Below are 26,913 nucleotides of genomic sequence, written 5' to 3'. Positions count from 1 at the left end.
ACACCCTAAGTGTTTTAACGTTTGTAAATTTATCGGAAAAAATAACCGCTTGCAAAGGGGAATGTTTGAATTTGTGATCTTGTTCACATTTTAAAATTTGCCTTTTTATCCATAATTTCATCTTTTTCTATGGAAATATACGCCTTTCTATGTTAAAAAGTGAGCCGAATTTTCTGTTTTAATTTATATATTGAAGGAACACAACAATGTCTTTACAAGCTATTATTGAAGCGGCATTTGAACGCCGTGCGGAAATTACTCCGAAAACCGTTGATGCCGAAACCAAAGCGGCAGTTGAAGAAGTGATCGCAGGATTAGACAACGGTTCACTGCGTGTTGCAGAGAAAAAAGAGGGCGAGTGGGTAGTAAACCAATGGGTGAAAAAAGCGGTATTACTCTCATTCCGTATTGCCGACAATGAAATCATTGACGGTGCAGAAACCAAATTCTACGACAAAGTGCCAACCAAATACGGCAACTACACCGAAGAGCAATTCAAAGCAGACGGCATCCGTGCTGTGCCGGGTGCGGTGGTGCGTAAAGGTTCACACATCGAGAAAAACGTGGTGTTAATGCCATCTTTCGTGAACATCGGTGCATACGTTGGTGAAGGCACAATGGTGGACACTTGGGTAACGGTTGGTTCTTGTGCACAAATCGGTAAAAATGTACACCTTTCTGGTGGCGTGGGCATCGGTGGTGTGTTAGAGCCATTACAAGCGAACCCGACCATTATCGGTGATAACTGTTTTATCGGCGCACGTTCTGAAATCGTAGAAGGCGTGATTGTCGAAGATAACTGCGTGATCTCAATGGGCGTGTTTATCGGTCAATCTACCAAAATTTACGACCGTGAAACCGGCGAAGTACATTACGGCCGTGTGCCGGCAGGCTCTGTTGTGGTTTCAGGCTCGCTTCCATCAAAAGATGGTTCACACAACCTCTACTGTGCGGTGATTGTGAAAAAAGTGGATGAGAAAACCTTAAGCAAAGTGGGCTTAAACGACTTATTACGTTCTATTGACGAATAATTAAAACCTCCCTCGCTTTGCAAAAGTGAGGGATTTTTTTACCGCTTGTAAGGAATTTTATGGCATTTACAATCCGCAAAATGGTCGAACAAGATACCCACCAAGTGTTCCCACTGATGCAAAAACTGGCTGTGTTTGAGCACTATATCGATTCTTTTGCGATCACTCCTGAAGTTGTAATAGAATCAGGCTTCCGCAAAAACCCACCCGATTTTTACTGTTTAGTGGCTGAAAATGCGTATAACATTATCGGCATTTTGGTTTATTATTTTCTTCCTTACACTGCCCAAAACCGCCCTGCTATTTATATGAAAGAGCTTTATGTTGATGAAACTGCTCGGAACCAGAAAGTAGGAGAGGCGTTAATTCAAGCCTTGAAAAATGAGGCGAGGGCACATCATTGCAAAACGATAAAATGGACGGTTGCTCCTTGGAATGACGGCGGTATTCGTTTTTATCAACGCTTAGGGGCGAAAGAAAACCGTGAATGGCTTAATTATGAATTACAAGTTGAATAAGTAAATATGAAAAAAATCCTTCTCCTTAACGGCCCGAATTTAAATATGTTGGGCAAACGTGAGCCGCAAATTTACGGTTCGCAAACTTTAGCGGATATTGAAAACCACTTAAAAAAATTGGCTGCGGCTCAAGATGTTGAGCTGGAGAGCTTTCAAGCCAACGGTGAAGAGCCGATTATCAACCGCATTCACCAAGCCTTTCAGCATACCGATTTTATTATTATTAACCCCGGGGCATTTACTCACACCAGCGTGGCAATTCGTGATGCGTTATTGAGTGTGTCGATTCCGTTTGTTGAGGTGCATTTGTCTAACGTTCATAGCCGTGAACCTTTTCGCCATCACTCCTATCTAAGTGATATTGCAAAAGGCGTTATTTGCGGTTTAGGGGCAAAAGGCTATGAATATGCGTTGGATTTTGCAATTTCACACTTAAAAGCATAAGGCAATAAAATGGCTGTTAAAAATGAACAATTTATTGTGATCTGTAACGGAGTTTTCCGTTTATTGGGTAATATCGTCAAAATATTGAGTTATCCGTTTCACGCCCTGTTTCCGAAAAAACGTTTCACTATTCCCGAATATAGCCCGGCAAAAATCAAATCAAATACCCCGAGCAAAATTACCAAAACTATTTGGCAAACGAATTACTCCAATAAAGTTACTTTGCCAATGTATGCGAATTATCTGTTCAATCGCTTGATGTCATTGAGCTACGATTATCGCTACGTTAGCACTGAAGAGCGTGAGGCATACATCAAAGCCAATGCCGATGAACGCACTTTTAGTGCCTACAGTAAATTAACCGATGGTGCGGCACAAGCGGATTTTTGGCGAATTTTTACTTTGCTCCGCGAAGGTGGCATTTATATTGATATTGACGGACATTTGGTTTACCCGCTCTCTCAAATTATTGGCGAGAATGATAGTGAAGTTTTAATTAAACGTCGTGATAAATACACCAACTTTTTCTTAGCTTCTGAAAAAGGTAACTGGATTTTAAAAGACACCCTTGAGCTGATTATCAGCAATATTGAGAACCGCCGAATTGAAGGTGGGGTGTTTGTTATGACCGGGCCTGATACCTTGAATAACGCCATTGGCGATAAAGAGGTGAATTTCCGCCGAGACAAAGTAACTTGTGCTCAAGGTACTTTTACCAACGAATATTTTCAGTATATCGACAAGCCCGGTAGCAAGTGGAATTACAAGAAAAATGAAGATTTATTGAAATAATCTGACAAGCGGTTGTTTTTTACAAAAAATTGGCAATTTTCAATCGCTTGTGAGTCACCATTTTCCAAAAATCCTAACTGGTACGATGAATGCTAAAATCGTCCATTTTCGCCAAAATTATCAGATTTTATTCGCAAAATTAGCGAAATTCAGGTATTCTACGCCCAGCATTTTTTAACTCTACATTTGAATTTATACCCCAAATGTGGAGTTCTCTTTTTTATTTTATTTAATCACATACGGAATCTTATTATGGATATTCGCAAAATCAAAAAACTTATTGAATTAGTTGAAGAATCTGGCATTACCGAGTTAGAAGTGTCTGAAGAAGAAGGTACGGTGCGTATTAGCCGTGCTGCTCCAGCTGTTGCACCAGCTGCAGTTCAATATGCAGCAGCTCCTGTTGTTGCACCAGCGGCACCTCAAGTAGCTTCGACAGCACCTGTTGCAGCTCCGGCTGAAGCACCAAAAGCCGCAGAAACGAGTGGCCACGCAGTGCTTTCACCAATGGTGGGGACTTTCTACCGTAGCCCAAGCCCAGATGCAAAACCGTTCGTTGAAGTGGGTCAAACCGTGAAAATCGGTGATGCGTTATGTATTGTAGAAGCAATGAAAATGATGAACCGTATCGAGTCAGACAAAGCCGGTGTGGTAAAAGAAATTTTAGTAAATGATGGCGAACCGGTAGAATTCGACCAAAAATTATTCATCATTGAATAATCTCTTCCCTAAATTATCAAACGGGCGTGTGCAACACGCCCTACATTTTCTAGAACACAAGGAATTTCCCTATGTTAGAAAAAGTTGTTATCGCAAACCGTGGTGAAATTGCACTGCGTATTTTGCGTGCTTGTAAAGAATTGGGCATTAAAACGGTTGCAGTGCATTCAACTGCCGACCGTGAATTAAAACACGTTAAATTAGCCGATGAAACCATTTGTATCGGTCCTGCTCCATCGGTAAAAAGCTATTTAAATATCCCGATGATTATTGCCGCTGCCGAAGTAACGAATGCCGATGCTATTCATCCGGGCTACGGTTTCTTATCTGAAAACGCAAACTTTGCCGAACAAGTTGAGAAATCAGGCTTTATCTTTATTGGTCCAACGGCTGATGTGATTCGCTTAATGGGCGATAAAGTCTCTGCTATCAATGCAATGAAAAAAGCCGGAGTGCCTTGCGTACCGGGTTCTGACGGTCCGGTCGGTAACGATCCGAAGAAAAATAAAGAAATCGCTAAACGTATCGGCTACCCGGTGATCATCAAAGCATCAGGTGGCGGTGGCGGTCGTGGTATGCGTGTGGTTCACCACGAGAAAGATTTGGAAGAATCTATCGCAATGACGAAAGCCGAAGCGAAAGCGGCATTTAATAACGATATGGTGTATATGGAGAAATATTTAGAAAATCCACGCCATATTGAAATCCAAGTGCTTGCCGATACTCACGGCAATGCGGTTTATTTAGCAGAGCGTGATTGCTCAATGCAACGCCGCCACCAAAAAGTGGTGGAAGAAGCCCCTGCTCCGGGCATTACGCCTGAATTGCGTCAATTTATCGGTGAACGTTGTGCCAATGCCTGCCGTGAAATTGGCTACCGTGGTGCAGGTACTTTTGAGTTCTTATATGAAAACGGCGAGTTCTACTTCATTGAAATGAACACCCGCTTACAGGTAGAACACCCTGTAACCGAAATGATTACCGGTGTGGACTTGGTAAAAGAGCAACTGCGTGTGGCAGCTGGCTTACCACTTTCGATCACACAAGATGATATTAAAGTGAAAGGTCACGCCATTGAGTGCCGTATCAACGCAGAAGATCCAAACACCTTCTTGCCATCGCCGGGTAAAATTACCCGTTTACACGTTCCGGGTGGTTTAGGTGTGCGTTGGGATTCACATATTTACTCAGGCTATAGCGTGCCCCCACATTACGATTCGATGATTGGTAAATTGATTACCTTTGCAGAAGATCGTGATATTGCGATTCGCCGGATGGAAAATGCTCTTTCCGAAACCATTGTAGAAGGTATTAAAACCAATATTCCTTTACATACTCAAATTCTTGCGGATAAAGAATTCCGCAAAGGTGGCACAAATATCCACTACCTCGAGAAAAAACTCGGCTTAAAATAAATTTCAAAGGCGGACAATGTTCGCCTTTTTCATTATTTCCCTTTCAAAATGTGAATGATGTCGCTAAATCATAAAAAATTTCCCGTTTTTCCTGATTTCTCGGGTAGAATATCAGTGATCTCAAAGAAGCACGTAGCAAGGAGCCATTATGAACATTCCATTCTGCTTACCTGAAAATATCAGCCCTGAAACCTTTTTGCGAGAATATTGGCAAAAACGACCGCTATTAATCCGTAACGGCTTACCTCAAATTGTCGGATTATTTGAGCCGGAAGATATTTTAGAACTGGCATTAGAGGAAGAAGTCACTGCACGTCTTATTCAATGCAAAGACGAAAAATGGTCTGTTAAATCCAGCCCCCTTGTTGAGGAAGATTTGGAAGATCTACCGGCACAATGGTCTGTGATGGTGCAAAACCTCGAGCAATGGTCACCCGAGCTAGGCGAGCTTTGGCAGGCTTTTGGTTTTATCCCACAATGGCAACGTGATGACATTATGGTTTCCTGTTCACCGCTCAACGGCACAGTCGGCAAACATTATGATGAGTACGATGTGTTCTTGGTGCAAGGCTACGGGCAACGCCGTTGGCAATTAGGTAAATGGTGTGATCCAAGCACTGAATTTAAGCCAAACCAACCGATCCGCATTTTTGATGATATGGGCGAACTGGTTATGGACGAAGTGATGAATCCGGGCGATGTACTTTATGTGCCGTCTCGAATGGCTCACTATGGTGTTTCCGAAAGCGAGCAAGGTTTAACTTTCTCCTTTGGTTTGCGTTACCCAAATGCGACCGATTTACTTGAGAATCTATGTAAAACTATCGAACAACAAGCCGATAACATTAATTCATCAGAATTCCACCTTCCGTTTCGCTTAACGCCGAATGAACAGCCGAATGCCTTGCTTGATCCGAAAATGGTAAAAATGTTTAAACATCATTTAATCGACTTGCTCCAAAACTCCGAGCAATTCGATGAGTTACTCACTCACAGTGTTGCAACTGCGGCAAGCTCCCGCCGTTATGAATTACTGCAAACCGATAATGAATATTATCCGGACGAAGTGCAAGAAATTCTCGAGGCTGGCGGTTGGTTACAGCAAGATGCGAATGTAAAAATCCTCTACACCGAGAACCCTCAACGGGTTTATGTGAATGGCGAGTGGATTGATGAGTTAAACGAAGCCGAAATGGCATTACTGATTCGTATCGCCAATGGAGATTCGATTTCGTGGAACAAACTTGCTTCCAAAGTTCAAGATCAAGCGGAGCTGGAGCTAATGCTAGACACTATTTGCGACTGGTTAGATAGCGGTTGGATTATTTTATCGGAAGCCGAATAACCGTTAAAATCTTACAAGCGGTCAAATTTGCAAAAAAATTTGTAAATTTAACCGCTTGTTCATTCAAATAAAAAGGCTAAAAATGCAAATTGAACAATATCAACAATGGGTTCGCCAGTTTTACCAACAACAAGGCTGGTATGAGCGAAGCCCTTTTATGCGGGTGACTTATCTGACAGAAGAAATCGGCGAAGTGGCTTGTGCGGTAAGAGCGATTGAAATCGGGCGTGAACGACCGGACGAAACCGAAGCCTCACAACAGCAAAAGCGAGACAACTTAATTGAAGAGTTAGGCGATGTGATGGATAATATCTTTGTGCTGGCCGATAAATACGACATTTCGATGACAGAAGTACTTGAACGCCATCAAGCCAAATTTGAGAAACGTTATTTGCAAAAAATATAGAAAAATAACCGCTTGCAAGTACAAAAAGCAAAAGCCTTGAGTTTCCTCAAGGCTTTTGTGCATTTCACTGCTTTGTAACAATTAGTCGCCAAGACGCTCTTTGATACGTGCAGATTTACCAGAACGCTCACGTAAGTAGTAAAGTTTAGCTTTACGTACCGCACCTTTACGTTTAACAGAAATGCTGTCAATTACAGGTGAGTGAGTTTGGAATACACGCTCAACGCCTACGCCGTTTGAAACTTTACGTAGAGTGAATGCAGAGTGCAAGCCACGGTTACGAATTGCAATAACCACGCCTTCGAACGCTTGCAAACGTTTTTTACTACCTTCTACTACCCATACCTTAACTTCTAATGTGTCACCCGGACGGAAGCTAGGTAAGTCTTGTTTTAACTGTTCTTGTTCAAGTTGTTTGATGATGTTACTCATTTTGAAAACCTTCTATAATCCTAGAATTAACTGATTTTGTGCCGTTTTTTAATTTTAGCTAACAACACACGCTGTTCGTCAGTCAGAGCTAGGCTATCCAATAGCTCAGGGCGTCTTAACCACGTTCGTTCCAGCGATTGTTCCAATCGCCATTTACGAATTTGTTCGTGGTGTCCAGACATCAGCACTTCCGGAACAGGCATACCGTCTAATACTTCAGGGCGGGTATAATGTGGGCAATCTAATAAACCCTCTGCGAAAGAATCCTCCAACGCTGAAGCCTGTTTGCCTAATACGCCGGGAACAAACCTTGCAACCGCATCAATTAATGTCATTGCAGGTAATTCTCCCCCTGTGAGAACGTAATCACCGATTGACCATTCTTCATCAACTTCTGTTTGAATCAATCTTTCATCAACCCCTTCATATCGTCCACAGATTAAAATCAGTTTCTGATTTGAAGCCAGTGTTTGCACACCGTTTTGATCGAGTTTACGTCCTTGCGGCGAAAGATAAATCACTTTAGCTTCACCGCCTTCTACTGCTAATGCCGCCTTTTTCGCTGCGTGAATCGCATCACGCAAAGGTTGCACCATCATCAACATTCCCGGACCACCGCCATAAGGGCGATCATCTACGGTTTTATGTTTATCGAATGTGAAATCACGAGGATTCCAACATTCAACTTGCAGCAGATTTTGTTTAACTGCACGTCCTGTCACCCCGAAATCGGTAATTGCTTTAAACATTTCAGGGAACAGTGAAATAATACCAATCCACATTTTAACGCCTTAAATGTTTTCCAAAGCTCACCGCATACCTGAGGTTAGAAACCAGCGTCCCACTCCACCGTAATGGTTTTGGTGGCGAGATCTACTCTTTTAACTACTTGTTCATACAAAAACGGAATTAATCGTTCTTGTTTACCGAAAGCATCTTTGCCGTTATTACGCACCACTAGCACATCATTTGAACCTGTTTCCATCATTTCGGCAACTGTTCCCATTGTGTAGCCCTCTAAGTTTACTACCGAACAACCGATTAAATCGTGCCAATAGTAATCTCCCTCTTCCAATTCAGGAAACACAGCTAAATCCACGCCGATTTCAGCATTGGTTAATAACTGTGCAGCTTCACGGTCTTCCGTGCCTTTTAATTTCACAATCAAATCATTGCTGTGATAACGCCAACTTTCTAATTCGACCGGCTGCCACTGACCTTTAATTTTTAAAAACCACGGCTGATAGTCGAAAATGCTCTCAGTTTGTTCTGTCGATGAATAGAGACGTAACCAACCACGGATACCATAGGTTGAACCTAATTTTCCGACAACTTCGATTTTTTGTTCGCTCATACTCACCTACTTATTTAATTTTGGCTTAAAAATTAAGCTGCTTTGCGAGCTTCTTTTACTAAAGAAGCAACACGGTCTGATAAATCAGCACCTTTAGCAACCCAAGCATCTACTTTAGCCACATCTAAGCGTAAACGCTCAGCTTGACCTGCTGCTAATGGATTGAAGAAACCGATACGCTCGATAAAGCGACCATCACGAGGTGAACGGCTGTCCGCTACCACGATTTGGTAAAATGGGCGTTTTTTAGCTCCGCCACGAGTTAAACGAATGGTTACCATAACCTTTCCTCTAAATGTTGATAGTAAAAAATAAACCCTCGTTCGAGGTGAGGGTAACGAACTTGTTTCAAAAGAGAAAACAAGCGGTCAAATTATACAGATTTTTTGCGAAAAGACAAGGGAGATTCATTGATGTGACTCTTTTAAAGAAAGATACATTTAGCGTTTTTTTATACAAATTACTAATAAAAATTGTTCTAACCATCAGAAAATGTTTAAAATATCATAATAAGAGTTTTAAATATAAATAGGTATGGAGGAAATATGTCTGAGAAATCGGTCATTCTAGAAATTATTAATGCTTTAGGAAACAAAGAGAATATCAAGCAAGTTGAAGCTTGTTTAACTCGTTTACGCGTGGTGTTACACAATAACAGTTTATTGAAGAAGTCGGCATTGAAAAAACTCGGTGCTGTTGATGTCATTAAAGTCGGTGATACGCAACAAATTATTTTTGGTGCAAAAGCCGGTCAGTATCGTGATGAAATTAACGCTTTAATCGGCTAATAAGGAAAGACCTGCATTTACGCAGGTCTTTCCTTTCTGACTCTAAGCTTTTTTCAACGCTAGTGAAACAGCGATTGTTTGTGCCAGCGTCATTGTGGCACACTGAGAGCGAAAACCGCTCACCTGTGCTTCCTTAATAATAAACGACACATCGCTAAATGAAAGGAGCGGGCTAAGTTGGCTATCAGTGATTGCAATGTGTTTTACGCCCGGTCTGGCAGTTGCAGTCACTACATTAAGCGTTTCATTTGCATACGGGGAAAAGCTCACCGCAACCACCGCATCACCTTCACGGATTCGGCTTAATTGCTCGTCAAACATACCGCCGGAACCATCAATCATAAAAACATCATAATCCAAATGGTGCAAAGCATAATTTAGGTAGTTTGCAATGCTGAATGAGCGTTTTAAACCCACAATAAAAATGCGTTTAGCATTGTGTAAAATATCCACCGTTTGTGCTAACTGCTCTTCGCTGATTTGTGTCGATAACTGTTGCAGTGCCTGCGTATTACCCTGTACGAACACATCTAAAATATGATTGAGCTCACTGTTTTGCTCATCAAGCGGTTCAATTTGACGAAAAAGTTGCACACGTTCGGTGTAACGTGATGTGCCTTCCATCATATCTTGGCGATAAAGCTGTTTAATTTCATTAAAACCACTAAATCCAAACGCATTGGCAAAACGGATTAAGGTGGAAGGCGGAACACCTGCACGTTCGGCAATGGTAGAAACCGTATCAAACACCACGCTGTTGCCATTATCCAGCACATACTGTGCCACTTGTTTTAAACGTTTACTTAGTCCGTCATACTCTTTTCGGATTTGTTCTTGAAAATGTGCTAATTGAGTAGGTCCATTCATTTCAAATTATCTCTGCTTGAATTTTTTATTTCATTATACGCTTTTCTTGTTTACAAGCGGATAAATTTTGCCAATTTTTTGCAAAAATAGGGGCTAATCTTTCGATTAGCCCCTCTCAATTACGCTAGAAATAAGTGTTATTGTGCTGCCATTCGTGCTTTTTCTAGCAACTCCTGTTGTGCTTTTTCATCTAGATTTTGTGCTTTTTCTTTCTCGACGCAGACTTTTTCATACATTTTGAAGAATGGATAGTAGATCACAATATCCAAAATAATCAGTGCAATACTTAAAATTGGTGCCCAAATATCACCGGCAGAAACCAGATATGCCCCAATCGGTGCAGGTGTTGTCCACGGTGCCATCAAGTAAACACGGTGAATAAGGTTAAAATCTAAAATCAGGTAGGCAATAACCGCATTCGCTAGTGGTGCGAAAATCAGAGGAATAAAGAAAAGTGGATTGACGACCATTGGCACACCATACACGATTGGTTCACCGATAGAGAAGAAGGACGGAACCAAGCCAATTTTACCGATAGAGCGTAAGTGTGCCGATTTACTGCGTACCAGCAGGAATGCCAAGGCTATTACACCACCACTTGCCCCGTGTACGATGTAGAAATCCCAGAAGGAGTTAGTGATGATAAAGGGGAGCGGTTCACCGGCCTGGAATGCTGCTAAATTTGCCGCCATATTTTGCAGTAGGAATGGTGTCCAAAGTTGCATTAGTACCAATGAGCCGTTAATGCCTAAGAACCAGAGCAAATGGGTAGCAATAACGAACAAGCAAATTGCCCCTAGTGAGTCACTCACAGCAATCAATGGCGCCATAAAGTCCATAATCAGTTGTGGAATATTACGACCTGTGGCACTTTCCACCCAAATGGAAAACGGATAGAGAGTCAGTAAAATCGCTAAAATTGGAATCACGATATTCAAAGACTCTGCCACTGCGTGCGGCACTTCTTTCGGTAAGCGGATTTTAATTTTTAAGAACTCCAACAAGCGGGTCATTTCTACCGAATAAATGGCAATAAAAATCGCAGAGAATAGCCCAATACCGCCGAAGAATTTAATATCCATCATTCCGTCTTTGACCGGTGCAGCCACCAACAAAAATGCCATTACCGAGAGAAATGCCGCTGGTAAAGGCTCTCTTTTATAAGCTTTGGCAAGGTTGTAGGCGATACTGGCAGAGGTAAATAATGAAATCGCATTAAATGACATTTGGAAGAAATTCCAACCGTAGGGACTTGCCCAGTTAGCAAAACGCCACCAAGCTTGCCCGAAAGCATTTTGGGTATTTTCATCAAATGGTGGAATTAGCAAAATCATAATAAAGCTGCCGACAATTAAGAATGGTAACACTACAATAAAACCGTCTCGAATAGCGGAAATATGCGGTTGATTTTCCATTCGGCGTGCCACTGGGGCAACGTGGGTATTCATAAAGTTAATAAAGCGTTGTGAAACAGACATACCTATTTCTCCCCATCTGCAATTTTAAAGCCTAATACATACCAATCCGGTTGGTAGTTTTGAATATGTAACACTCTGCCTTGTGCAGTGTTTTCAATGGTAAATTTCAGGTCGGTATTGAGTGCTTGTAGCTCACCATAAACCGACAGTGGCAAGCTGGTTTGGGCTTCGGTTAGGCCATCAATGTAGAGATAGAGATCCGCCCCAACTTTGGTATAACGATAGGTCACATCACCGATTTGCTCGGTTTGGTGTCGGCTACAACGGGATTTATAGATTCCCTCTCCATTTATTTCCAGCCAGTTACCCAGTGCTAATAAGCGTTCAACCTGCTCTTGCGGAATAGTGCCGTCTGCTTTCGGGCCGATATTCAGCAATAAATTGCCGTTGTCAGCGACGGTTTCTACCAATAGGGAAATTAAGTCTTTCACCGAAATCAAATGGCTTTCGTCTTCCACTTGGTTATAACCGAACGATAAGCCCATACCACGGCACATTTCCCATTTTTTATCACGAGAAGCCACGCCGTGCTTGTATTCTTTGGAGGTGAAATCACACCAGAGTTTGTTCCAGCGGTCGTCCACCACCCCCTCTTGAACGCTGTTGTAATAGTGAGCAAATAGGTGTGGTAACATATGCTCGCCGACTTTTGGCCAGCCGATGTCATTCCAAAGCACATCAGGTTTATAGCGGTCGATCAGCTCTACCACTTGTTTATAGGCGTAGTCAGCATATTCGTAAGTCGGGCAAGCGTTTGAGAAGTTTTGACTTTCGGTGAAAATCGGGGCGGAGGAATATGTCCAGTCAATAATGCCCGAGTAGTAGGCTCCCATTTTTAAGCCTTGCTCACGCACATTTTCTGTCAGCTCGCCCATTAAATCTCGCTTCGGTCCGGCTTGTGTGCAGTTGAAATCGGTATATTTACTTGGATAGAGACAGAAACCATCGTGATGTTTTGTGGTTAATACCACATATTTTGCGCCGGCTTTGGCAAACAGTTTCGCCCATTCTGCTGGTTGCCATTTTTCCGCTTTCCATAGTGGCAGGAAGTCGTTATAGGCAAAGGATTCGCCATAAGTTTTGATATGATGTTCATAGGTCGGGCCTTTTTTGACATTGATGGAATTAAAATACCATTCCGCATAAGGGTTATTGCAGAACCATTGTTCATCAATATCAATTTCACCTAATTGACAAGTCGGTGGTGCAAAGGCGGGGACGGAGTAAATTCCCCAGTGAATAAAAATCCCGAATTTGGCATCTTCGTACCATTCCGGCACTTGGTGTTGTTTAATCGATTCCCAACTGGCGTGGAAACGTTTTGGTGAAGTTTTGCAACTCATACACAGACTCCTATTGAATCTAAATGGAAATAAACTGAAATATATTTTCCATTTTAAGAAAAACAAAACAATTTGTTTCAGTAAAAAGGGCGGGGTTTATGTATGAAATGTGAACTTCATCACACTTATTCTGCGATAAACCGGTCGAGAAATGCCCGATATTCGCTTTTTTAGGAAAATTCGGGCATTTTTACGACTGGCAAGCGGTCTGTTTAGCCGGATTTTTTGCAAAACAAAACCCCTTGCTCAATACTATAAGCTAAGGGGTTTTCACTTAAAGCAATATGATTAACGTTGCTGCCAGAGATCGATTAACGTGCGATATTTTTCCGACACCGCTGAAATTAAGGCGTTGTCGTCCAATTCACCGGCAAGCCATTTTTCGGACGGTTCACCGAAAATGGTGCGGCCGACTGCAAAGCCTTTCACTTTCTCACAGCCTTTTGCCTGTTCAAAGGTGTCTTTAAACACCTCTAACGGGGCATCTAAACCTAAAATTAAAATACCACGACAGTCCGGATCATTTGCCTCAATGGTAACGGAAATCGCTTGCCATTGTGCGTGAGAAACACCCGGCAATTTCCACCATTCCGGCTTAATGCCAAGCTGATAGAAATGTGCTATCGCTTGGTTATAGAAAGCCTCACTCTGTGGCATATCAGCAGGCAGAATAATTTCCAACAATAGCTCGTGACCGGTACGGCAACAGGCTTGATATACCTCTTTTAGTTTGCGATCTTGGCGGGCTTTTAAACCGCTTTCATCATTAGGGTGGTAAAATGCCAAGCATTTGATGACGTGATCGCGTGGGAATGATGCCAGTTGAGAACCTAAATCGCCATACTCTAATTCCAGCGGACGGGAAGATGGCTCTTCAATCGGGCGGGCAATCCAGTAATCTTTGCCGGTAATCTCATTAAGTGCATCTTGCCCGAAAGTGGTATCGGCTAGGATCCCTGCTTGATTTTGTGGTAAGCCGGATTGAGTTGCGGTTTGTTCCATCGCTTTTAATAGCAGCTGTTTCAGTTTCGGTATGCGAGCAAGATCTGCCCCAACTTTATTTGCCATATCCACCAACTGTTTGCGGTGATCGAAAGCAAAAATGCAGAGATTTTCCCACTGTTTTTTGCGGGTGGTGACACGGTGTAAGTGGTTTAAACGCTCATCTAAATCTGGACGTGGTACACTCTCTGCACGGGTTAGATAATCGTCAAGTTCACGTTTAGTCGGCATTGCCGGTGAACAGCCGTGACGAGATACCACTAACGCTCCGCACGCATTGGCATAGCGGCATGCTTGTTCCCAACCTTCGTTATTTAAGTAGCCACGCAGTAAGCCCGACATAAAGGCATCGCCTGCACCCAGCACGTTCAGCACTTCTACACGTACGCCGTACACATTCAAGCCACCGTCTAAATCATTCGGCAGCTCGCCTTCAAATACTGAACAACCTAATGCACCACGTTTACACACCAATACGGCATTGGAGACTTTACGCACATTTTTGAGTGCCGTGAGTGTATCGGTCGAACCGCCTGCGATATGAAATTCTTCCTCTGTACCGACAATCAGATCGAAATGGTGCAATACTTCTTGTAGCGATTTGGTGACTTCGGCACTATCAATATAACGGGTTTCGCCATCACCGAGTGAGGTTAATCCCCATAACACAGGGCGATAATCAATATCTAACGCTCGTTTTACCTCATTTCTACCCGCATATTCGAGTGCAGTCAGCACCGCTTCACGGGTTTTTGGGTTTGATAGGTGAGTGCCGGTAATTGCCAAGCAACGGCTGGAAGCAATATAGGCTTCGCTAAAATCGTCTTTGGTGATTGCCATATCCGCACAGTTATCACGATAGAAAATCAGCGGAAAAGTCTCTTTATCTTTAATGCCGAGAATAACCAGTGCGGTTAAGCGTTCTTTATCGGTAATTAAATGACTGGTGTCCACGCCCACGCTTTGTAGCTCTTCACGCAGAAAACGCCCCATATGTTCGTCACCAACTCTTGCCAGCATTGAGGAACGTAAACCTTGCACTGCTGTACCGTAAGCCACATTGCCTGACGAGCCGCCGAGGTATTTTGAAAATGTGGTCATCTCTTCCAAACGGGAACCGATTTGTTGCCCGTACAAATCCACCGCCACACGCCCTAAACAGATAAGATCCAATGGACGATCTTGATGATTAACTGTTGCCATAACCGCTCCTTTCAACAAGTAAATTTGAATACACACTATACATCATACAAAAATGAAATTTTTATTTCAAATTTATTCTATTTAAATTATCATTTCTGTGATCTAGCTCTCACTTTGAAAAACAAGGTGATAACTTCACAGAAATGAGAACTGGATCACATCTTTTTTTCGATTTCCTTGCTATTATGAATGAAATAAATTTTTCATTTGTAAAAATCAGTAGAAAACCGACCGCTTGTAAAAGCGATGTAAGCCAGAGGAGGCTTTATGCAGACTACTCGTTTAACGGTTGCACAGGCATTAGTGCAATTTTTGGACAATCAATATTTAGAAGTGGACGGCAAAGAGATTAAATTCGTTCACGGTGTTGCTGCTATTTTCGGGCACGGCAATGTGCTGGGGATCGGTCAGGCACTTGCCCAAAATGCTGGTGGTTTAACGCTCTACCAAGGTAGAAATGAGCAAGGTATGGCGCATTTAGCAATGGGCTTTGCTAAGCAAAATCTACGTCAAAAAATTATTGCTTGTACTTCCTCGGTCGGGCCGGGGGCGGCAAATATGGTTACGGCTGCGGCAACAGCAACAGCTAACCGTATTCCTCTTCTTTTATTACCAGGCGATGTGTTTGCGACTCGCCAGCCGGATCCGGTACTGCAACAAATCGAACAACCTTACGATTTAAGCATCAGCACTAACGATGCATTCCGTGCTGTCAGTAAATATTGGGATAGAGTGCAACGCCCTGAGCAGTTAATGAGTGCCTGTATCAATGCGTTTCGTGTGCTGACTGACCCTGCCGAAACCGGTGCGGTCACTATTGCTCTGCCACAAGATGTACAAGCGGAGAGTTTTGATTTCCCGAACAGCTTCCTGCAAAAACGAGTGCATCGCTTGGAGCGTACACCACCAACAAATGCGATGATTGAGCAAGCGGTAAAATTAATTCAAACCAAGAAAAAACCGTTGATTGTCTGCGGCGGAGGTGCTCGCTACTCGCAAGCGGGTCAAATTCTGCAAAAATTTGCTAAACAGTTCGGCATTCCGTTTGCTGAAACCCAAGCGGGTAAAAGTGCGGTGGTGTCCGATCACGAATTGAATGTAGGCGGTGTGGGAGAAACCGGTTGTTTAGCGGCAAACCGTCTGGCAAAAGAAGCGGATTTAGTGATCGGCATCGGTACACGCTACACCGACTTCACAACTTCTTCCAAATGGATTTTCCAAAACCCGAACGTGCAGTTTTTGAACATTAATGTTGCACGTTTTGATGCGTACAAATTAGACGGCGTGCAACTGGTTGCCGATGCAAAAACCGCATTAGAGGCGTTAAGCCAAGCCATTCCTGCTGATTATCAAGCCCAATGGGGGAATGAAATTTCACAGGCGAAAGCGGATTTTGCTGATGAAATTCAACGTCTGCGCGCGGTGCAATATCACCCTGATTTCACCCCTGAAATTAACGATAATCTTGATCATAAAGCGGTTCACAATGAATTTATTCAGCTCACTGGTTCCCAGCTCACCCAAACCCAAGTGCTGGGTATTGTGAATGAAACCATTGATAACAATGCGATTATTGTTGCCGCCGCCGGAAGTTTGCCGGGTGATTTACAACGCACTTGGTTAAGTAAAGGTGAAGAGACTTACCACCTTGAATATGGTTACTCCTGTATGGGCTATGAAGTGAGTGCGGCGGTCGGCGTGAAAATTGCCCGCCCTGAACAAGAGGTTTATGCCCTACTGGGTGACGGCTCTTACTTAATGGCACATACCGAGTTAGTTACCTCAATTCAAGAGGGTAAAAAAATCAATGTGGTGCTGTTCGACAATATGGCAAACGGCTGTATTAACAACCTGCAAATCGGCAACGGTATGGACAGTTTCGGTACCGAATTCCGTTTCCGCAATGGTGAAACTAACCAACTCAACGGAGGTTTAGTACCGATTGATTTTGCCAAAAACGCCGAAGCGTACGGCTGCAAAACCTATCGGGTAACTAACGAAGCCGAATTGCGTGCCGCCCTTGATGATGCGAAAAAACAGACTGTTTCTACCTTAATCGATATTAAAGTGCTGCCGAAAACAATGGCTCACGGCTATGGCTGCTGGTGGCATGTTGGTGTCGCGGAAGTGTCAGAGAGCGAGCGTATTCAACAAGCCAGAGCGAGATCGCAAGAGCAGTTAGCAAAAGCGAGAAAGTACTAATTTGTTTCTGAAATAACAGCAGCGTAGGGGCTGGTTTTAACCAGCCCGAAAATAAAACATCCATAAGCGGTCAAATTTGCAAAATTTTTGATAAAAATAACCGCTTGTATCCAAATTTATCTCTACAAATCAAACGAGGTTTCTCTATGAAAGCAGAAAACATTCAATTAGGCATTGCCCCAATTGGTTGGACGAACGATGACCTACCAGAACTTGGTGCAGAAAACACTTTCGAGCAGTGTGTGAGCGAAATGGCGCTTGCTGGCTACACGGGCTGCGAAGTGGGTAATAAATATCCGCGTGATGTTGCCGTGTTAAAACACAAACTGGACGTGCGTGGCATTCAAATCTGCAATGCGTGGTTCAGCACCTTCTTTGTGGACGGTAAACGGGAAGAGACCATTGCCGAGTTCATCAAACACCGTGATTTCCTGCACGCAATGGGCGCAAAAGTAATCGGCTGTTCCGAACAGAGCCGCAGTATTCAAGGCACAACCAAATCCGTGTTCAAAGAAAAACCGATTTTCAACGATGAAGATTGGAAACGTATGGCGGAAGGCTATAACGAATTAGCGAAACTTGCCGCCGAAAAAGGAATGAAAGTCTGCCTGCATCACCATATGGGAACCGGCATTCAAACACCCGAAGAGGTCGATCGCTATATGGCTGAAGTGAATGATGATGTCTATCTGTTGTTTGATTCAGGGCATTTGTACTATTCCGAAGGCTGTCAAAAAGCGATGCTCGGCGTGCTGGAAAAATATATCGACCGTATTATCCACGTTCACTTAAAAGATGTGCGTGATGAAGTCGTGGCGGAAGTAAAAGCAAAAGATTTAAGCTTCTTAGAAGGCGTGAAAAAAGGCACCTTTACCGTACCGGGCGATGGCGTAATTGATTTCCGTCCAATTTTCGATATTTTAGAAAAACACGACTACAAAGGCTGGATGGTGGTAGAAGCCGAACAAGATCCGGCACTTGCCAACCCGTTTGAATACGCCCTCAAAGGCAGAGAATATATCCGTGAAACCGCAGGAGTTTAATATGTTAAAAGTAGGTATTATTGGTGCAGGCCGTATTGGACGTGTGCATTCTGAAAGTATTAGCAAATATGTTAAAGGTGCTGAAATCAAAGCAATCTCTGATGTAAAAATTACCGAAGAATTGACCGCTTGGGCAAAATCGATGGGTATTCCGGAAGTCTATGATGACTATAAAAAAATCCTGCAAGATCCGGAAATTGATGCGGTATTGGTTTGCTCTTCCACCAATACTCACGCCCCGATTTCGATTGAGGCAGCACAGGCTGGCAAACACGTTTTCTGTGAAAAACCGGTAGATGCAGACCCAGCTAAAATCCGTGAAGTATTGAGTGCAGTCGAAAGAGCCGGTGTAAAATTCCAAGTGGGCTTTAACCGCCGCTTCGACCATAACTTTAAAGCGATTAAAGACCGTGTGAGTGCTGGCGACATCGGCGAACCGCACGTTATCCGAGTAACCTCTCGTGATCCGGAAGCCCCACCAATCGAATATGTGAAAGTCTCCGGCGGAATGTTCTTTGATATGACCATTCACGACTTCGATATGATTCGTTATTTATCCGGCAGCGAAGTGGAAGAAGTGTTTGCAGTTGGCACCGTGTTAGTAAACCCTGAAATCGGCAAAGCGGGCGATATTGATACTGCCGTGATCACATTGAAACTGAAAAACGGAGCAATCGGCGTGATCGACAACAGTCGCAAAGCTGCCTACGGCTACGACCAACGTGCGGAAGTGTTCGGCTCGAAAGGGGCAATCCATATCACCAATGATACTGGCTCAACTGCCGTATTCTCAGGTGAAAACGGCGTAGTGGCGGAAAAACCAAAATACTTCTTCTTAGAACGTTATATGCAATCTTTCTCCGATGAAATCAGTTGCTTCGTGGATTCTGTGGTAAACGACAAACCAACCCTAGTAAACGGCAATGACGGCTTACAACCGGTACTTATCGCCTTAGCTGCGAAAAAATCACTGGAAGAAAACAGACCGGTTAAGTTGAGCGAAGTGGCGTAATTGATCATAAATACAAGCGGTAGGTTTTGTATAAAATATTGCAAAACTGACCGCTTGATTTTTTATTTATTATCACTTGAGAAATAAATATAATCGTTTTCAATTTTGATTGATTGTTCAAGCAAATAAAAAACAGGAATCATTAAAAGAATTAATACAAAATGAACAAAAGATCTAAAATCCTCTGGTTGAGTTTCTAGATATCCAAAAATAAATCTGAACATAAGAGGATAATTTTCCCACTCTTTTGCAAAGTATATATGAATAATTGTGAAAAAAATAATACCTAAAAAACGGCGAGATATTGATGTTCTCATTCTAATTTTTTCTTCTGCTTTTTCACAATAGTATCTGAGTTCTTTATTATTCTCTATAGCAGCTTGTATTTTTAAGTCTGAGATTCTCTTAAAATCTTTAGCTTCCTCCGATTTAGGTAATTCATGGGTTTTGCAGCCTATTTTATCCAATAAATTTGAAAGTAAAAAAATATGCAAGAAACGCATTAGTGTAAACAACACCGTAAATGTGATTGAGAAGAAAGAAATTGCTGCAATATAATCAATGGCATTTGTGAGATATATTTCCCTTTGCTGTATTGCAATATAGATAGGCACTTGATGAACAAGTTGGAAGTAAGCATCCAGATAAACAACCATCAATATGAAGCCTAAAAACCATTCTGTTTGCATAAGAACATTGATAGGGCTGTTTTTTGTGCTAAAAATTTCTTTAATTGAACTCATAATTTTTCCTTAAATGTAAAAAACGTATCTCAATCAATTTGAGATACGTTTCGATTTTAATGTAATTATTAAATCTCACTCACATCCACCCACCTTTTCTCCTCCGCCGATTTTGCTATCGCTTCCAATAAACGGGAGATTTTATAGCCCTCTTCAAAATCGGGGTACATTGGGTCATCGGCAGCGATGCCGTTGATGAGATCACGGATTTCCACTGCTTTTTGGTCGTTAAAACCGATGCCGTGGCCGGCACTCACGCAAAAAGCAGCGTAGTCGGGATGTTCCGGGCCGACTAAAATGGTTTTGAATCCTTGGCGGGATTTGTCATCATCGTGCAGGTAGAGTTTGAGTTCTGCCATTCGTTCTTGGGTGTAGCTGAGCGTGCCTTTGGTGCCGGTTACGACATAGGTCAGCCCCATTTTACGCCCACAAGCAATGCGTGAGCTTTCGAGCGTGCCCATTACCCCATTAGCAAATCGCACAAGACTACTTGCCTGATCTTCGTTCTCTACTCTGATTTTTTCTGCCGGATTGTGCGGACTAGGGCGTTCTTCAATCACCGTTTGCATATCGCCGATAACACGCTCAATGTCTGAACCGACCAAATAGTGTGCGATACTGACAATATGTGCGGCTAAATCCCCCAACGTGCCAAGTCCGGCTTTGGCTTTATAGCAGTGCCAATCAATCGGGGTATTAGGGTTAGCGAGATAATCTTCGTTATGTGTGCCATAAAAATGCACCACCTCGCCGATTTCGCCATTTTGAATAATTTGGCGAGCCAGCTGGGTGGTTGGATTTTTGATATAGTTGAAACCGACCAAGGTTTTAACTCCCGCTTGTTGAGCGGCAATCACCATTTCTTTGGCATCTTGGGCGGTAAGTGCAAGCGGTTTTTCTGAATAGACGTGTTTGCCGTGTTTAATCGCTTCTAAGGCAATTTCTTTGTGCAGAAAATTTGGTGTGCAAATGTCCACCACATCGACATTCGGATCAGCAACCAATTTTCGCCAATCGTCAGTAGCACGCTGAAAGCCAAATTCTCGGGCTTTTTGATCGGCTAATGCTTGGTTGATTTCAGCAAGGTATTCCAGTTGGATTTTGCCTTTAAGTGGAAACTGGGTAGGGGCTTGAGCGTAGGCAATGGCGTGGCAGCGACCAATATAGCCGGTGCCAACTAAGCCGATTTTGATGGTTTTCATAATACTATCTCAGTAGGGTGCGTTTGCTAACGCACCATTAGAATTTTCAGTGCGTTGGCAAACACACCCTATAAAAAAGCGGTCTGGTTTTGCAAAATTTTTACAAAATCAGACCGCTTGTGTTAGCTATCTATAACGCTCCTCGTCTGCTCTTCGCATAGGTATCGAAGGCAACGGCAAGGATGATGATCAAGCCCATAATGATTTGTTGGTAGTAAGCGGAAACGTCCATCAGCACTAAACCGTTTATCAATACGCCCATAATAATTGAGCCGATGATGGTGCCTGTAACTCGTCCGTAACCACCCATTAGGGAAGTTCCACCGATAACCACTGAGGCAATTACACGTAGCTCAAAAGAAACACCGGCAACGGATTCGGCACTGCCTAAACGGGCGGAGAGAATGAAACCGGCAAGTCCTGCCAATGCTCCGATCACCACATAAACACTGACTAAGGTGCGGTTGATATTCACACCGGCTAAACGGGCTGCTTCCGGGTTACCACCTACCGAGTACACATAGCGTCCCCAGCGGGTTTTATGCAATGCGAAGTAACCGATAATGGCGACTACGGCAAAAATCACTACCGGCACCGGTACACCTAAAATATCGCCACGTCCCCACCAGCGGTAGCCTTCATCAAATCCTGCAATTGGCGAGCCGTTATTTAACACAAGTGTTAAACCACGCCAAATTGTCATACCGCCAAGAGTGATAATAAACGGTGGCAGTTTGAGTTTAGTCACGCCCAAGCCGTGTAACCAACCAATGAAAGTGCCTAAACCTAAACAGATACCTAAGCCTATCAGCCAACTCATTCCGCCCCAAGCACCGGCTTCTACCGTTACCGTATTATCGCCTTTGATAATATAGGCAGCGAACATTGCGGTAACAGCAAGGATTGAGCCGACAGAGAGATCGATCCCTGCGGTTAAGATAACAAAGGTCATTCCTACCGCCATAATGCCGAAAATCGATACTTCGGTTAAAACGTTATAGATATTGCGTTGCGATAGAAATGCCCCGTTTTGTGAAGTGAAGAAAATAATCAGTAAAATCAAGAAAATCAGTACGCCGAAACGTTCAAAGAAGGCGATAAAATCGATTTTTCCTTTGTCATCGACCATACCCATATTTTTTAGAAATTGCGTTGTCATACAAACCTCTCTTATGCTGCCGCTTTACGCTGAACGCCAACAGCCATCATTGACATTAATTTTTCTTCGGTGGCATCATCGCCGTGAATTTCGCCGGTTACCCGACCTTCGGAAAGAGTGATAATGCGGTCGGAAATCGCCATAATTTCCGGTAAATCGGAGGAAATCACCAATACCGCAACGCCTTGTTTTGCCATATCAAACAGCACTTGGTGAACCTCAGATTTTGCCCCCACATCAATACCTCGTGTCGGCTCATCAACAATTAGTACTTTCGGGTTGAGTGCCATACAACGGGCTAAAATCACTTTTTGCTGATTACCACCCGATAATTTGCGGGCTTCAAGTTCGCTACTTGCCATTTTGATGCGTAATGCTTGGCGATAGGTTTCGATTAAATCATCTTCTTTTTGATTATCGACAAACAAGTTACCCTTCAATAATTTGCTTAAAATCGGTAGGGTCATATTGGTTTTAATCGGTAAACCGAGAACTAAGCCCTCTTTTTTGCGATCTTCCGGCACAAGGGCAACCCCTTTTTCCAAAGCATCTAACGGCGAGGTAGCGGCATAAGGTTTACCGTCTAGGCTGATTTCATCTGCTGTGTAATTTTCCACTCCAAACAGACAACGGGCGATTTCAGTCCGACCAGCACCAACTAAGCCGGCAATTCCTAACACTTCACCCTCGTGAATATTAAAAGAGACACCATGCAAAGCAATACCGTGCGGGTCGAGTGCCGGTTTTTCCCGATGCAGATTTTTCACTGCCAAACGTATTGGACGGTGGGTATGGTGAGTCTCTTCCGGTGGACGACGGGTAAAGGCAACTTCACGTCCTACCATCATTTTGATAATTTGATCGACATTCACATTTTTGACTTCACCTTCACCGGAGTAACGTCCGTCTTGGAAAACGGTAAAGCGGTCACACAGGGCAAACACTTCGTTTAAGCGGTGAGTCACATAAATCACGCTAATGCCACGGCTTTTTAAATCACGCACGATTTGATGCAGTGTTTCCACCTCTTTATCACTTAAGGCAGCGGACGGTTCGTCCATAATGATCAGTTTGGCGTTTAAGGTCATTGCTCGGGCAATTTCGACCATCTGCTGTTGAGCAACACTTAAACGAGATACTTGGGTATCAGGTTTGATATTTAAGCCGAGATTATCCAGCACTAATTGTGCTTCCTCATTTACTGCTTTTTCATTGACGAATAAGCCTTTCACCGGCTCTCTGCCCAAAAAGAAGTTTTCAGCAACCGTCATATTCGGTAGCAAGTTAAATTCTTGATAAATCGTTACGATGCCTTTGAGTTGGCGATCAAACGGGGAATCGCTCAAACTTAAGGTTTCACCGTTAAAGATAATTTCACCACTCGTTTGTGGCTGAGCACCTGAAAGTGCCTTTAATAAGGTCGATTTTCCTGCACCGTTTTCACCTAACAATGCGTGAACTTCGCCTTTTCCCACGGTCAGTTTCACACCATTGAGTGCCATTACACCAGAGAAACTTTTTGTCAGTTCTTTCACTTCAAGTAAGGGAGTAGACATACAACCTCCGTAAAAAAACGCCCTCCGACCTCAGCCGGAAGGCAGATAAATTATTCGCTGATTTCTGCAAAACGCTCTGCTTCTTGCAGGTTATCTTTCAGGATAATTTTTGGCGGATAGTCCGCACCGCTCACTTCTTTGCTCTCACGGATATTGCCTACCACTTGCTCTAATGCCGTACTTACTGCAAAACTTGGGCGTTGGTCAGCGGTGAGATACAACCAGCCATCTTTCACACGAGCGAGTGCTTCAGGGGTTGAGTCAAAGCCGGTCACTAAAATATCACCTGCTTTTAAACCTTGACTACGCAATGCTTCAATCGCACCGAGTGCCATATCGTCATTCGCTGAAATAATCACTTCTGGTTTCTCTTTTAAGGTTGGTAACACACTTTCAATAATGCGTAAGCCCTCAGAACGGAGCCAGTTACCGGTTTGATCAACCACAATTTTATATTTATCGCCACCGGCAGCTAATTCATCACGAATACCTTTGGTACGTTCAATGTTAGAAGTTGAACCCGGCTGACCGGTTAAAAGAATAATTTTTGCCCCATTCGGGTATTTGGCTTTCACCGCTTTTGCGACTTCTTGACCGCCTGTGTAGTTATTTGCCCCAAAGTGTGGAACCGGCTTACTGCTTTCCACTTTTCGGTCTAGTGTCGCAGCAGGAATTTTTTCTTTGATAATTTCTTCCACTGCACCTGAAATCGCATTCACATCATTCGGGGAAATGATAATGCCTTTCGCACCACGGGTAATTGCATTTTCTAAGTCAGAAGCCTGTTTAGTAGAAGAACTTTGCCCGTCTAATACTTGCAATTTGATCTCCAACTTTTTACTGGTTTCTACCGCTACTTTTTGTAGTTGAACTTCAAACGGGCTGGATAGGTTCGGTAAGCTAAATACCACAAGCTCATCTTTCGCAAAGCTGTTCATTGCTAAGCCTAACGTTAAAGCACTCAATACAAATTTAATACGCTTTTTCATTACAAAATCCTCTTTTTAAGATGGGAATTGACGGCGAATATTGCCAATGTTACTTCAAACTGCGAAGGAAACTTAAGTCTTATTTCAATAATAAACCTTAATGAAATAAATTTTTCAATTTAGAATATATCATTCAAAATTTTCCAAACCAAATGTTTTGTTTCAAATTTGTTACGTAGATCACATTTTTAGGAAGAGATAAATACAAGCGGTCAAAACAGGTCGCTTTTTGCAAAAATTTGAATAAAAATGACCACTTGTGATATGAAAACCAATAAAAAAGCGGTGATTTCTCACCGCTAAACACTCAAAAAGGAAATGTACTCGTTATTATAAGGTTGGGAAATTAAATGCCGCTTGGCTACGCACCGAGCTGTCCGGCCAGCGGGTTGTGATAGTTTTCATACGGGTGTAGAAACGCACACCGTCTGTGCCGTATACATTGAGAGGCCCGAAAATAGAGGCTTTCCAACCACCAAAGCAGTGGAACGCCATTGGCACAGGAATTGGAATATTCACGCCCACCATACCGGCTTGTACATCTTGGGTGAATTGACGTGCTGAATCGCCATCTGCGGTGAAAATTGCACTACCATTGCCGTATTGGTGACTGTTAATGAGTGCGATCCCTTCGGCATAATCTTTCACACGCACGACAGAGAGAACCGGTCCGAAGATTTCATCTTGCCAGATGGTCATTTCAGGCGTTACGTTATCAAACAGTGTACCTCCAACAAAGTAACCGTTTTCAAACCCTTCGACTTTATAGCCACGACCATCAACACAGAGTTTCGCCCCTTGTGCTACACCTTGATCGATATAGCTCTCAATTTTGGCTTTATGCTCTTTGGAAATCACCGGCCCCATATCATTTTCAGGCGCACCTTGTGGTAGTAAGCCTGAACCGATTTTCAATGCTTTGACCTTAGGAATTAGCTCTTCAATGATTTTATCGGCTAATTCATCGCCAACAACTACTGCAACCGATAATGCCATACAACGCTCACCGGCGGCACCAAACGCCGCACCCAGTAAGGCATTAACTGTGCCTTGTACATCAGCATCCGGCATAATCAAAGCGTGGTTTTTCGCTCCACCCAAAGCTTGAACCCGTTTGCCGTTTGCAGAGCCTTTCTCATAAATATATTGTGCAATTGCAGTTGAGCCGACAAAACTTACTGCTTGAATGCGAGGGTCGGTTAAAAGAATATCTACCGCTTCTTTATCGCCTTGCACTACATTGAATACACCGTCTGGCAAGCCGGCTTCTTTTAATAATTCAGCCAATCGAATAGACACGCTTGGGTCTTTTTCAGACGGTTTTAAAACGAAAGTGTTACCGCAAGCAAGTGCCACCGGGAACATCCACATCGGTACCATTGCCGGGAAGTTGAACGGGGTAATGCCTGCTACCACGCCCAACGGTTGCTGGATTGAGTGAATATCAATGCCACGCCCTGCATTGGCAGAGAACTCGCCTTTTTGTAGGTGTGGAATACCGGTGGCAAATTCCACCACTTCTAAACCACGGGTTAATTCGCCAATCGCATCGGAATAGATTTTGCCGTGTTCTGAGCTGATTAAACGAGCTAACTCATCAAAGTTCGCTTCCAATAACTCTTTGAATTTAAACAAAATTCTGGCACGTCGTAGTGGAGATTGTTGCGACCAGCTTTTGAAAGCCTGATCAGCCGCTGCAATCGCCGCATCGACTTCGCTTGGCAGGCTTAATTTGACTTTTTTGGTCTCTTCACCGGTTGCGGGATTAAATACCGAGGTAACACGCTGGCTTTGGCTTTCAACGACTGCACCGTTAATAAAATTTTGGACAAATTGGCTCATTGGAGGCTCCTTATCAACTGATTGAGA

Annotated in this window: 26 protein-coding genes; 12 read left to right on the top strand and 14 right to left on the bottom strand. The window is 43.2% G+C overall.

What is annotated here, in order from left to right:
• Positions 1-206: 206 nt before the first annotated feature.
• From dapD to EL242_RS03800, 8 genes are all read left to right on the top strand, one after another.
• Positions 207-1,031: a 2,3,4,5-tetrahydropyridine-2,6-dicarboxylate N-succinyltransferase gene (gene dapD / locus EL242_RS03835; RefSeq protein WP_126301564.1), complete on the top strand. Its 825-nt coding sequence runs from the start codon at positions 207-209 to the stop codon at positions 1,029-1,031.
• Positions 1,032-1,090: 59 nt separating this feature from the next.
• Entirely contained in the window at positions 1,091-1,549 is a 459-nt protein-coding gene (locus EL242_RS03830) for a GNAT family N-acetyltransferase (RefSeq protein WP_126301563.1), read from the top strand.
• Between the two features lie 6 nt (positions 1,550-1,555).
• Positions 1,556-1,993: a type II 3-dehydroquinate dehydratase gene (gene aroQ, locus EL242_RS03825; RefSeq protein WP_006250163.1), complete on the top strand. Its 438-nt coding sequence runs from the start codon at positions 1,556-1,558 to the stop codon at positions 1,991-1,993.
• A gap of 9 nt (positions 1,994-2,002) precedes the next feature.
• Positions 2,003-2,785 carry a glycosyltransferase family 32 protein gene (locus tag EL242_RS03820; protein WP_126301562.1) on the top strand — a complete coding sequence of 261 codons (783 nt, stop codon included), beginning with the start codon at positions 2,003-2,005 and terminating at the stop codon, positions 2,783-2,785.
• Between the two features lie 252 nt (positions 2,786-3,037).
• On the top strand, positions 3,038-3,505 hold the full coding sequence (accB, locus tag EL242_RS03815; protein WP_006251482.1) for an acetyl-CoA carboxylase biotin carboxyl carrier protein: 468 nt from the start codon (positions 3,038-3,040) through the stop codon (positions 3,503-3,505).
• A 71-nt stretch (positions 3,506-3,576) separates the two neighbouring features.
• The gene (accC, locus tag EL242_RS03810) at positions 3,577-4,920 is read left to right on the top strand and encodes an acetyl-CoA carboxylase biotin carboxylase subunit (RefSeq protein WP_126301561.1); all 1,344 of its coding nucleotides are present in this window, start codon (positions 3,577-3,579) and stop codon (positions 4,918-4,920) included.
• Positions 4,921-5,068: 148 nt separating this feature from the next.
• On the top strand, positions 5,069-6,265 hold the full coding sequence (locus EL242_RS03805) for a cupin domain-containing protein (RefSeq protein WP_126301560.1): 1,197 nt from the start codon (positions 5,069-5,071) through the stop codon (positions 6,263-6,265).
• Positions 6,266-6,347: 82 nt separating this feature from the next.
• Complete coding sequence (locus tag EL242_RS03800; protein WP_126301559.1) at positions 6,348-6,671, top strand: MazG nucleotide pyrophosphohydrolase domain-containing protein; 324 nt, start codon at positions 6,348-6,350, stop codon at positions 6,669-6,671.
• 81 nt (positions 6,672-6,752) lie between these two features.
• Here the strand turns inward: EL242_RS03800 and rplS are convergent, their stop codons facing one another.
• The 4 genes from rplS to rpsP are packed head-to-tail and all read right to left on the bottom strand — an operon-like array spanning position 6,753 to position 8,738.
• Positions 6,753-7,103: a 50S ribosomal protein L19 gene (gene rplS / locus EL242_RS03795; protein ID WP_006250172.1), complete on the bottom strand. Its 351-nt coding sequence runs from the start codon at positions 7,101-7,103 to the stop codon at positions 6,753-6,755.
• Between the two features lie 26 nt (positions 7,104-7,129).
• Complete coding sequence (gene trmD / locus EL242_RS03790; protein WP_126301558.1) at positions 7,130-7,885, bottom strand: tRNA (guanosine(37)-N1)-methyltransferase TrmD; 756 nt, start codon at positions 7,883-7,885, stop codon at positions 7,130-7,132.
• A 44-nt stretch (positions 7,886-7,929) separates the two neighbouring features.
• Positions 7,930-8,457 (bottom strand): ribosome maturation factor RimM, encoded by a 528-nt coding sequence (gene rimM, locus EL242_RS03785; protein WP_126301557.1) that lies wholly within the window; start codon positions 8,455-8,457, stop codon positions 7,930-7,932.
• 32 nt (positions 8,458-8,489) lie between these two features.
• Positions 8,490-8,738, bottom strand: coding sequence for a 30S ribosomal protein S16 (rpsP, locus tag EL242_RS03780; RefSeq protein ID WP_005599334.1), 249 nt, complete (start codon positions 8,736-8,738; stop codon positions 8,490-8,492).
• 264 nt (positions 8,739-9,002) lie between these two features.
• Between rpsP and EL242_RS03775 the strand changes: the two genes are divergently transcribed.
• Entirely contained in the window at positions 9,003-9,245 is a 243-nt protein-coding gene (locus tag EL242_RS03775) for a PTS transporter subunit EIIB (RefSeq protein ID WP_126301556.1), read from the top strand.
• Positions 9,246-9,287: 42 nt separating this feature from the next.
• On the opposite strand, the gene EL242_RS03770 is transcribed toward EL242_RS03775, so the two are convergent.
• The 4 genes from EL242_RS03770 to EL242_RS03755 all read right to left on the bottom strand — a co-directional run bounded on the left by EL242_RS03770 (position 9,288) and on the right by EL242_RS03755 (position 15,138).
• Positions 9,288-10,112 carry a MurR/RpiR family transcriptional regulator gene (locus EL242_RS03770; protein ID WP_126301555.1) on the bottom strand — a complete coding sequence of 275 codons (825 nt, stop codon included), beginning with the start codon at positions 10,110-10,112 and terminating at the stop codon, positions 9,288-9,290.
• Between the two features lie 137 nt (positions 10,113-10,249).
• Positions 10,250-11,590, bottom strand: coding sequence for a PTS sugar transporter subunit IIC (locus EL242_RS03765; protein WP_126301554.1), 1,341 nt, complete (start codon positions 11,588-11,590; stop codon positions 10,250-10,252).
• 2 nt (positions 11,591-11,592) lie between these two features.
• Complete coding sequence (locus EL242_RS03760; RefSeq protein ID WP_126301553.1) at positions 11,593-12,933, bottom strand: alpha-L-fucosidase; 1,341 nt, start codon at positions 12,931-12,933, stop codon at positions 11,593-11,595.
• Between the two features lie 288 nt (positions 12,934-13,221).
• Complete coding sequence (locus EL242_RS03755; RefSeq protein ID WP_126301552.1) at positions 13,222-15,138, bottom strand: bifunctional 5-dehydro-2-deoxygluconokinase/5-dehydro-2-deoxyphosphogluconate aldolase; 1,917 nt, start codon at positions 15,136-15,138, stop codon at positions 13,222-13,224.
• A 267-nt stretch (positions 15,139-15,405) separates the two neighbouring features.
• On the opposite strand from EL242_RS03755, the gene iolD reads away from it, so the two are divergent.
• From iolD to iolG, 3 genes are all read left to right on the top strand, one after another.
• Positions 15,406-17,340: a 3D-(3,5/4)-trihydroxycyclohexane-1,2-dione acylhydrolase (decyclizing) gene (iolD, locus tag EL242_RS03750; protein ID WP_126301551.1), complete on the top strand. Its 1,935-nt coding sequence runs from the start codon at positions 15,406-15,408 to the stop codon at positions 17,338-17,340.
• 146 nt (positions 17,341-17,486) lie between these two features.
• Positions 17,487-18,383, top strand: a complete 897-nt coding sequence (iolE, locus tag EL242_RS03745; RefSeq protein ID WP_126301550.1) for a myo-inosose-2 dehydratase — start codon at positions 17,487-17,489, stop codon at positions 18,381-18,383.
• Between the two features lies 1 nt (position 18,384).
• Positions 18,385-19,395 (top strand): inositol 2-dehydrogenase, encoded by a 1,011-nt coding sequence (iolG, locus tag EL242_RS03740; protein WP_126301549.1) that lies wholly within the window; start codon positions 18,385-18,387, stop codon positions 19,393-19,395.
• Positions 19,396-19,457: 62 nt separating this feature from the next.
• Here the strand turns inward: iolG and EL242_RS11550 are convergent, their stop codons facing one another.
• The 6 genes from EL242_RS11550 to EL242_RS03710 form a co-directional block, all read right to left on the bottom strand.
• The gene (locus EL242_RS11550) at positions 19,458-20,138 is read right to left on the bottom strand and encodes a hypothetical protein (RefSeq protein ID WP_232019689.1); all 681 of its coding nucleotides are present in this window, start codon (positions 20,136-20,138) and stop codon (positions 19,458-19,460) included.
• Between the two features lie 68 nt (positions 20,139-20,206).
• Positions 20,207-21,340: a Gfo/Idh/MocA family protein gene (locus tag EL242_RS03730; RefSeq protein ID WP_126301548.1), complete on the bottom strand. Its 1,134-nt coding sequence runs from the start codon at positions 21,338-21,340 to the stop codon at positions 20,207-20,209.
• 130 nt (positions 21,341-21,470) lie between these two features.
• Positions 21,471-22,499, bottom strand: a complete 1,029-nt coding sequence (locus EL242_RS03725; protein WP_126301547.1) for an ABC transporter permease — start codon at positions 22,497-22,499, stop codon at positions 21,471-21,473.
• A gap of 11 nt (positions 22,500-22,510) precedes the next feature.
• The gene (locus EL242_RS03720; RefSeq protein WP_126301546.1) at positions 22,511-24,055 is read right to left on the bottom strand and encodes a sugar ABC transporter ATP-binding protein; all 1,545 of its coding nucleotides are present in this window, start codon (positions 24,053-24,055) and stop codon (positions 22,511-22,513) included.
• Between the two features lie 50 nt (positions 24,056-24,105).
• Positions 24,106-25,044, bottom strand: coding sequence for a sugar ABC transporter substrate-binding protein (locus EL242_RS03715; protein WP_006250061.1), 939 nt, complete (start codon positions 25,042-25,044; stop codon positions 24,106-24,108).
• A 330-nt stretch (positions 25,045-25,374) separates the two neighbouring features.
• Complete coding sequence (locus tag EL242_RS03710) at positions 25,375-26,886, bottom strand: CoA-acylating methylmalonate-semialdehyde dehydrogenase (protein WP_126301545.1); 1,512 nt, start codon at positions 26,884-26,886, stop codon at positions 25,375-25,377.
• Positions 26,887-26,913: the final 27 nt, after the last annotated feature.

Origin of the sequence: Mannheimia haemolytica, assembly GCA_900638155.1 — a bacterium.
In the GTDB taxonomy this organism is placed as follows: Bacteria; Pseudomonadota; Gammaproteobacteria; order Enterobacterales; family Pasteurellaceae; genus Mannheimia; species Mannheimia glucosida.
This window is presented reverse-complemented; position numbering and strand designations above follow the sequence as displayed.

What these genes read in the sequence shown, in the direction of transcription:
- EL242_RS03725 (WP_126301547.1), bottom strand. Translation starts at nt 22,499, where the DNA reads ATGACAACGCAATTTCTAAAAAATATGGGTATGGTCGATGACAAAGGA.
- EL242_RS11550 (WP_232019689.1), bottom strand. Translation starts at nt 20,138, where the DNA reads ATGAGTTCAATTAAAGAAATTTTTAGCACAAAAAACAGCCCTATCAAT.
- dapD (WP_126301564.1), top strand. Translation starts at nt 207, where the DNA reads ATGTCTTTACAAGCTATTATTGAAGCGGCATTTGAACGCCGTGCGGAA.
- rimM (WP_126301557.1), bottom strand. Translation starts at nt 8,457, where the DNA reads ATGAGCGAACAAAAAATCGAAGTTGTCGGAAAATTAGGTTCAACCTAT.
- EL242_RS03730 (WP_126301548.1), bottom strand. Translation starts at nt 21,340, where the DNA reads ATGAAAACCATCAAAATCGGCTTAGTTGGCACCGGCTATATTGGTCGC.
- EL242_RS03830 (WP_126301563.1), top strand. Translation starts at nt 1,091, where the DNA reads ATGGCATTTACAATCCGCAAAATGGTCGAACAAGATACCCACCAAGTG.
- EL242_RS03710 (WP_126301545.1), bottom strand. Translation starts at nt 26,886, where the DNA reads ATGAGCCAATTTGTCCAAAATTTTATTAACGGTGCAGTCGTTGAAAGC.
- EL242_RS03765 (WP_126301554.1), bottom strand. Translation starts at nt 11,590, where the DNA reads ATGTCTGTTTCACAACGCTTTATTAACTTTATGAATACCCACGTTGCC.
- EL242_RS03770 (WP_126301555.1), bottom strand. Translation starts at nt 10,112, where the DNA reads ATGAATGGACCTACTCAATTAGCACATTTTCAAGAACAAATCCGAAAA.
- accC (WP_126301561.1), top strand. Translation starts at nt 3,577, where the DNA reads ATGTTAGAAAAAGTTGTTATCGCAAACCGTGGTGAAATTGCACTGCGT.
- EL242_RS03805 (WP_126301560.1), top strand. Translation starts at nt 5,069, where the DNA reads ATGAACATTCCATTCTGCTTACCTGAAAATATCAGCCCTGAAACCTTT.
- EL242_RS03775 (WP_126301556.1), top strand. Translation starts at nt 9,003, where the DNA reads ATGTCTGAGAAATCGGTCATTCTAGAAATTATTAATGCTTTAGGAAAC.
- EL242_RS03755 (WP_126301552.1), bottom strand. Translation starts at nt 15,138, where the DNA reads ATGGCAACAGTTAATCATCAAGATCGTCCATTGGATCTTATCTGTTTA.
- EL242_RS03760 (WP_126301553.1), bottom strand. Translation starts at nt 12,933, where the DNA reads ATGAGTTGCAAAACTTCACCAAAACGTTTCCACGCCAGTTGGGAATCG.
- EL242_RS03800 (WP_126301559.1), top strand. Translation starts at nt 6,348, where the DNA reads ATGCAAATTGAACAATATCAACAATGGGTTCGCCAGTTTTACCAACAA.
- EL242_RS03715 (WP_006250061.1), bottom strand. Translation starts at nt 25,044, where the DNA reads ATGAAAAAGCGTATTAAATTTGTATTGAGTGCTTTAACGTTAGGCTTA.
- iolD (WP_126301551.1), top strand. Translation starts at nt 15,406, where the DNA reads ATGCAGACTACTCGTTTAACGGTTGCACAGGCATTAGTGCAATTTTTG.
- rplS (WP_006250172.1), bottom strand. Translation starts at nt 7,103, where the DNA reads ATGAGTAACATCATCAAACAACTTGAACAAGAACAGTTAAAACAAGAC.
- accB (WP_006251482.1), top strand. Translation starts at nt 3,038, where the DNA reads ATGGATATTCGCAAAATCAAAAAACTTATTGAATTAGTTGAAGAATCT.
- EL242_RS03820 (WP_126301562.1), top strand. Translation starts at nt 2,003, where the DNA reads ATGGCTGTTAAAAATGAACAATTTATTGTGATCTGTAACGGAGTTTTC.
- rpsP (WP_005599334.1), bottom strand. Translation starts at nt 8,738, where the DNA reads ATGGTAACCATTCGTTTAACTCGTGGCGGAGCTAAAAAACGCCCATTT.
- iolE (WP_126301550.1), top strand. Translation starts at nt 17,487, where the DNA reads ATGAAAGCAGAAAACATTCAATTAGGCATTGCCCCAATTGGTTGGACG.
- EL242_RS03720 (WP_126301546.1), bottom strand. Translation starts at nt 24,055, where the DNA reads ATGTCTACTCCCTTACTTGAAGTGAAAGAACTGACAAAAAGTTTCTCT.
- trmD (WP_126301558.1), bottom strand. Translation starts at nt 7,885, where the DNA reads ATGTGGATTGGTATTATTTCACTGTTCCCTGAAATGTTTAAAGCAATT.
- iolG (WP_126301549.1), top strand. Translation starts at nt 18,385, where the DNA reads ATGTTAAAAGTAGGTATTATTGGTGCAGGCCGTATTGGACGTGTGCAT.
- aroQ (WP_006250163.1), top strand. Translation starts at nt 1,556, where the DNA reads ATGAAAAAAATCCTTCTCCTTAACGGCCCGAATTTAAATATGTTGGGC.